Source organism: Lascolabacillus sp., assembly GCF_028696275.1.
Classification (GTDB): domain Bacteria; phylum Bacteroidota; class Bacteroidia; order Bacteroidales; family Dysgonomonadaceae; genus Proteiniphilum; species Proteiniphilum massiliensis.
In genome coordinates this window covers 1-4,716 of record NZ_JAQVHI010000061.1, presented here as the reverse complement: position 1 = coordinate 4,716, position 4,716 = coordinate 1, and the positions used below count along the sequence as shown (strand labels likewise).

Genomic DNA, 4,716 nt, shown 5'->3' with positions numbered 1-4,716 from the left:
ATTACCAATCAAGAGTACTATTGCCACTGGCCATACCTCCGAAAATGTTAATCCATTTTTCCATACCCATGAGTAGAAAAGATACATAAATGGATAGTGTACCATGTAAAGAGGATACGAAATATCTCCAAGAAATTTAGATAAACGCTCCGAAGTTTTACTCTTTAGTTTTCCTGATGCACCTATATATACCAGAAAAGGGAAAACAATTATAGTGCAAATTGCATCATATAAACCATTTATCCATAGCTCATCACTACTTCCAATAAAGGGCATCGAAAGCAGAAAAACTATTACAACACTGCATATTATGAAAGCTCCCTTAATTTTTCCAGGTTTAAACAGACGTGACATTAATAATCCGGCTGAAAAGGCATAAAGCAATCGCAGCATTCCTCCAATGAAATTATTGTCTGCGAGGGTCCACCCTACCCCCAAGTGCCAAAAACCGGAAAAATTGCCAACAGCAAAAGTAAAAAGACCGATTCCTGACAAAATCACTACAGCCTTAAGTCCCTTAGTAGATAAGCGGCGAAGGAAAAGTGCATAAAATATATTACCTATATATTCAAAAAAAAGCGACCAGCTAGGTCCGTTCAAAGGAAACATCTCTCCATTTCCACGTACTTCCACACCACTACCCGGCATAGCAGGTAACAGAAAAATGTGCAGAAGAAATGCAGAAGCTATCATCAGGATCGAAACTTTAGAGCCGTCCCATGCTTCTCCGCCCTGAATAAGAAATGTAATCAAACCTAAAAATGCACCCATTATAACCATTGGCTGCAAACGAATTAATCTTCTGCGGAAAAAACCACTAATATTCATTTTCCCCCACCTGTCATCATATGCATAACCAATTACAAAGCCTGACAGAACAAAGAAAAAATCGACAGCCAAATAACCGTGATTAAATTTCTGATCCATTGAACTTGTTGCAAAAGCTTCAAATATATGATAGAATATTACCATAATTGCGGCCACGCCACGTAATCCGTTGAGTATCTGATAATGTGGTTTAGTATCAGTAAACGATGCAGAGGGTTTAATTGACATAAAAAAGTGTTGTTCTATAATTGTGTATAAAAAACAAAAGTAAGCATTTTTCATCTAACCCTCATTAAAGGTACATATCTGAATAAAATGTAGTTAGAATATGCCTCAAAATTATAGTTGTAAAACATTCAATATCAAGGTAAAAAAAATCAAATCAACTCAATCAATTATAACTTATCTTTCATTATCTTTGAAAAATTAAACATCTTAAACTATGAAGCATTCAGTAAAATACACAAGCCCAACTAATGAGTACTACATAGAAACTGTATCATGTAATTTTTAGCTTATAATAAAAAATTGAATGTCATGAAGAGAATTGTTTTACTGATTGGTTTTTGTCTGATATTTACAAGTCAGGCAGATGCTCAAAGTTTTCTTAATAAGTTGGGAAAATCTATTAAGGAGACTGTTGAAAATACTGTGGAACGTAATGTGGTTGAAAAAACTGAAGAGGTAACTGAAAAAGCTTTGGATGTAAAAGCAAATAAAAAAAATGGTGAAAGTACTGATGATGAGGAGTCAGAAAATGAATCTCAGGATAATTCAGTTCAAAACACAAAACAGGAGCCTCAGCAAATAGATTTTCCTGAAAACTTCATAGTGGAATTTGATATAATACCTGATGAGGAGTTTGGTTATGGTATCCAGTTTACACTTTATCAAGAAAGAGAAGATGATCCTAAATAGTTGAATAATGACCTGTATCCTGGACAGGCAGGACTCCATCTGGTTCTGAGAAATGAAAGGTGGGAAAGCAAAGGCTATAAGGATGGGGAAGATTGGATTGAAGGTAGTGCTTCCAAGAACCCTGTAATCAGAGAAAAGTTAAACCTCGTCATTCTATGGATTCAAAAACGGAGAGTGAGAGTTTATCACCAGAATGAAAAAGTAATGGATATGCCTACTAATATTTATCCCGGTGTTAAATTCAATCGTATACGTTTCTCCGGATGGGACAGACACAGTGAACCATTTATTTCTAACATTAAGATTACAACCGCATCACCAGATACGCGCAGTAAGCTGATAACTGAAGGTAAACTTGTTACATATGGAATCACTTTTGATGTCAACAAATCTGATGTAAAACCTGAGTCTTATGGCACTCTTAAAAGTATTGCTGATGTACTCAAAGAAAACGGATCTGTGACAGTGAAAATAATAGGCCATACTGATAGTGATGGAGATTACAATATGAATCTTGATTTATCGAAACGAAGAGCTGAATCTGTAAAAAATGAGTTAATAAATATTTTTGGTATCGATGCTGCTCGTTTAGAAACTGAAGGTGCAGGTGAAACTAAACCTATAGCTCCTAATGACACTCCGGCAAACAAAGCACAAAACCGTCGGGTAGAATTTATAAAAACAAATTAGTCACATAAATAGCAGGGTGATCTATCAGAAATCACCCTGCTAAATTAAATGATATTATTTGTTGAATTAAATATACGGCAAACAATAATCATTAATATCTATGTTGATCAGTAAATACTAAAATAAAATCATAGATATTAATTCACCTCAATCAATATTGGAGGTGGTAATCTAAATTCTTCATTATCATAAATTACGGCCGACCTGGTTAATGATTGAGTTTCTCTGACATCCTTTTGTTTAAACTCTTCAAAGGAGTATGTTTCACCGGCAAGTTCTTTAATTCTCATAACAATTTGCTCTCTGCCCTGAGCATTAATATAACGTATATTATTATTCATCAGACTTACCGGTTCAGATCTCCAGACACCTTTAGAATAATAAAACCCTCCTTCATATACTCCAACATAAGAATAGTCTGGATCATTTATAAGATGACTCCATAAAATATCTTCCACACGATCTGTAAGATCTACATTTTCAAAAAATCCCCATTGTTGCCATTTAAGCAAATCCTCCTTTTCAGATTGAGGTATTGTTGAATTATTTTCAGTATACTCATCTGCAAGCTGCCCAAATCCATGTCCTCCAATCTCATGCTGTACTACTCCCCTGAAATCATTAGGATAATTGAAATTTGATACAGGTACAACAGATATCGACATACCATTAGAATATGACCAGTTTGTACCCCCATATCTTGTACTGTTAGCAATGACAGCAATCTGTGTCTCTGAGAGGTCAGAACTTAGTGGCACTTTTTGTGCATATTCAAAAACAGATGTATGATCGATACTCATTCTTGTTGATGTGGCACTCTCAAATTTTGCTGAGAACTTCGTTTTCCTGGTTCTTTGAATATCACTTATTCCACTCTCCTCAGAATATGCATAAACAATATAAACATCGAAATAATTTCTGTATGTTCTATATGGCTCAATATCAAAGAAGTGATCAATTGCTTCAAGCAGATTGTCTTCGAACTTTCCTGAAATAATATCAGCAACAGTATAACCATCGCCCAGAAACACTATATCTATACCATCACCTGCCGTAGAACTTTGTATTTTTACATATTCACCATCACTTAATTGGTAATTAATCTGATTAATCCTTAGTGTATCTGCGTAGTTTCTGTTATTAAGTTTGAAAATCACATCACCAGATCGATTTAGAGATGTACCAGTAAACAATGAAACATCCACAACTAATTCAACTGAGTCAGAACCTGTTGCGGAGCCTGACAAGAGAGACGTTGTAACCCATTGGGGAGAGGATACTATTGTCCATGAACTGCTGGCAGTTAGTTTAACTTGGTAACTACCCCCATTGAGTGAAGTTTCAATTATATTTCTAGAAAGTGATATCCAGTTCTCAACGACTTGTATATTTATAATTTTGCTAACATTTCCATCATGGCTTGATACCGTTATAGTTGCTTCCCCAACATTTTTTGCATTTAACAACCCATTATTATCGATGGTCACAATATTATCGTTACTGGATTTCCAGTTGAGACTTTTATTAGATGCATTTGAAGGAATTATCATAGCATTAAGCGTTAAAGTATCCCCTTCTGCTACAATAATGTTATTCGTATTTATAGATATATCTGTAACCCTAAAAAACTTCTCATCTTTTTCGCAAGAAGTTACTAAAACAAGAAACAAAATTAGGACAGACAAAAATAATAGCTGTAATTTCATATGCCAAAATTCTTATTTACGACACCTATATCTCAATAACACAAAAAAAAGCTTTAAGGTTTGATTAATAAAAATATGAAATCTATAAATAAAAATAATTCAAGAGATATTTTTACTTGCTGTTTATTGAAGGTATGTTAAGACTCGAGGCTTATAAAGGCAAGTCTGCATTCTCAAATAACTGTTATTTTCTTCAGTTACAAAAGATGTTTATAAGGAAGTGGTAAGAGCAAGGTAAGAGCAAGGTAAGAATTAATTGTATCCCAAAAAGTATTCTAATAAACAATAATTCCTAATATTGTGTTTAAACTATAAATATAGTTCTTTCACTTAAAAATAAATTCTGTTTATGAAATACACAATTTTACTGATTTCTTGATTTGTTGCAAACTTCACCTATAGTAGCACATCCGATGTAATACAGAATGATACTACAATTACAAATCTTAATTATGACAAACTTCTTGCCGAAAAATTAGGAGGTGATGATTATGGTATGAAAATATTTTATCTTGTAATTCTAAAAACAGGAACTAATAATACAACAGATGAGACTATTATTAATGAAAGTTTC

The 4,716-nt window shown here is 33.7% G+C and carries 4 protein-coding genes; 2 read left to right on the top strand and 2 right to left on the bottom strand.

Annotated elements, in window-relative coordinates; all coding sequences use genetic code 11:
• On the bottom strand, window positions 1-1,056 hold a 1,056-nt coding region (locus PHO43_RS09695), incomplete at its 3' end, for an acyltransferase family protein (RefSeq protein WP_288012119.1).
• 309 nt (window positions 1,057-1,365) lie between these two features.
• Between PHO43_RS09695 and PHO43_RS09690 the strand changes: the two genes are divergently transcribed.
• Together PHO43_RS09690 and PHO43_RS09685 are read left to right on the top strand one after the other, a co-directional pair.
• Complete coding sequence (locus PHO43_RS09690) at window positions 1,366-1,746, top strand: hypothetical protein (RefSeq protein ID WP_045089459.1); 381 nt, start codon at window positions 1,366-1,368, stop codon at window positions 1,744-1,746.
• On the top strand, window positions 1,747-2,436 hold the full coding sequence (locus PHO43_RS09685) for an OmpA family protein (RefSeq protein WP_288012117.1): 690 nt from the start codon (window positions 1,747-1,749) through the stop codon (window positions 2,434-2,436).
• A gap of 137 nt (window positions 2,437-2,573) precedes the next feature.
• On the opposite strand, the gene PHO43_RS09680 is transcribed toward PHO43_RS09685, so the two are convergent.
• A complete protein-coding gene (locus tag PHO43_RS09680; protein WP_288012115.1) occupies window positions 2,574-4,121 on the bottom strand; it encodes a M64 family metallopeptidase in 1,548 nt (515 codons plus the stop codon).
• Window positions 4,122-4,716 lie beyond the last annotated feature (595 nt).